1 protein-coding gene, 1 tRNA gene and 1 pseudogene are annotated in these 2,006 nt (G+C 66.7%); 2 read left to right on the plus strand and 1 reads right to left on the minus strand.

The features are described from left to right. Positions 1 to 155 precede the first annotated feature (155 nt). Both B118_RS0124805 and B118_RS29325 read left to right on the plus strand, forming a co-directional pair. Positions 156 to 365 carry a helix-turn-helix transcriptional regulator gene (locus B118_RS0124805; RefSeq protein WP_018813205.1) on the plus strand — a complete coding sequence of 70 codons (210 nt, stop codon included), beginning with the start codon at positions 156 to 158 and terminating at the stop codon, positions 363 to 365. A 3-nt stretch (positions 366 to 368) separates the two neighbouring features. Continuing rightward, a pseudogene (locus B118_RS29325) lies at positions 369 to 1,585 on the plus strand (tyrosine-type recombinase/integrase). Positions 1,586 to 1,739: 154 nt separating this feature from the next. Here B118_RS29325 and B118_RS0124815 read toward each other — a convergent pair. Beyond that, positions 1,740 to 1,815 (minus strand) — tRNA-Arg (locus B118_RS0124815). Between the last annotated feature and the right edge of the window lie 191 nt (positions 1,816 to 2,006).

Below are 2,006 nucleotides of genomic sequence, written 5' to 3' on the forward strand. Positions count from 1 at the left end.
CCGGGCCGGGACACCGAAAGGACACCCCACCCGTGCCCGCCCTACGCACACCCCACACCGGGCAGCGAACAGCCCGACACCACCACCGACCGGCAGCCCACCGCCCACGACCGTCCGCGCCCACCGACCGGTGCGTCCGACACGGCAGGCCGGCGATGAACGCCTCGACCACCGCCGGGTGGCAGCCCGACCCACTGCTGACCATCGACGACGTCGCGGCCTGGCTCGGCAAACCCAAAAACACCCTCTACGCCTGGCACAGCCGAGGCAATGGACCACGCGCCATCCGCGTCGGCAACACCCTGCGCTACCGACGCACCGAAATCGAACACTGGCTCGACGCCCACACCGACCCGGAGCGCTGAGCCATGGCCCGACCACCGCTACCCATCGGCACCTGGGGCAACATCCGCACCGAGAAACTCGGCCCCAACCGGTACTGCGCCCGAGCCCGATTCCGCGACTACGACGGCAGCACCCGCGACGTCGAGGCCACCGACACCACCGGCCCCGCCGCCATCCGAGCGCTCAAGGTCAAACTTCGTGACCGTGCCGCGCCCAACGACGATGAGATCACCCGGGAGACCCACATCAGCAGACTCGCCAGCCTGTGGCTCGACGAGATCACCGCAGAGGAACGTCTCGCACCGCAAACCATCAGCCAGTACGAAGTCAGCGTGCGCGTCTCGGTCGTGCCCGCCCTAGGCAACCTTCGTATCCGAGAGGCTACCGTCAGCCGCATCGACAAGTTCCTGCGCAAGGTTGCCGAGGACCGCCCGACGGCCGCCCGGCTCGCGAAGGTCGTTCTCACGCAGATGCTCGCCCTAGCCGTACGTCGTGGCGCACTACCAACCAACCCCGTACGCGATAGCGGCCGGCTACGCAGCCCACGCCGCAAGGTCGTCGCCTTGGAGATGGAGCAGTTGGAGGGCGTCCGTGCGGCCATCCAGCGGTGGCAGCAGGCCACCCCCGGTAAACCCGGGCCTCGGCATACCGGCGATTTGGGCGACATTGTTGACCTCATGCTCGCAACCGGTGCCCGTATCGGCGAAATCCTGGCGCTGCGGTGGAAGGATCTCGACCTTGCCGCTGAACGACCGACACTGACCATCTGCGGCACGATCATCTACCTCAAGGGCAAGGGCTTCTTCCGGCAGGATTGGACGAAATCCGACGCCGGCTTCGGAACCGTCGTCCTTCCTCGCTTCGCCGTCGGAATGCTGATGACCCGCAAGCTCAACGCCGCCGACAACCCCGCGATGCGATCTTCGCCTCCCGGCGCGGCACCTGGCTGTCTCCACAGAACGTCCGCCGCCAATGGCGTCAAGCTCGCGCCGACGCTGGCCTCGAATGGGTCACGCCACACACCTTCCGCAAGACCGTCGCCACCCTGATTGACAAGGAGGCCGACGCCAAGCACGCCGCAGCCCAGCTCGGCCACGCCACCGAGGAGGTCACCAACAGGCACTACATCGTCAAGCCCGCTCTCGCACCAGACAGCTCCGAAATCCTTGAACAGCTCGGCGCTGGTCAGGCCACGACCAGGCACGAGCGTCGCTCCCATGGCCCACGCGAGACCGGATAGACACACAGGGGACCGTCCCCGACACGCCGCAGCACAGACCCTTCAGAACCCGATCGCCCCCCAACGTTACCGAGGGGTTTTCGGGAGGCGATTCAAAATTGCATAGATAGAAATCTAGGCCCTGGCTGGCTTAATGCTGGTCAGGGCCTTGTGTTGGTGCCCCCGGCAGGAATCGAACCTGCGACACACGGTTTAGGAAACCGTTGCTCTATCCCCTGAGCTACGAGGGCGCGAGCGCCCAGTCTAGCGACCCGGGGGTTCACCTGGGGTGGCAGGGAGTGGCCCGCGTTCACCCACGTCACCCGGACCCCTGTTGTTGCAGCCCAGGAGCNCACCCCGAGCACACATACCCCGGGTTGCGACCGGCGGTCGCCCGCGATGGCCCGTGTTGGCATCGGTTCACCCGGGTTGGCGTCCGCTG

The sequence above is a fragment of the Salinispora pacifica CNR114 genome, assembly GCF_000514775.1.
Classification (GTDB): domain Bacteria; phylum Actinomycetota; class Actinomycetes; order Mycobacteriales; family Micromonosporaceae; genus Micromonospora; species Micromonospora pacifica.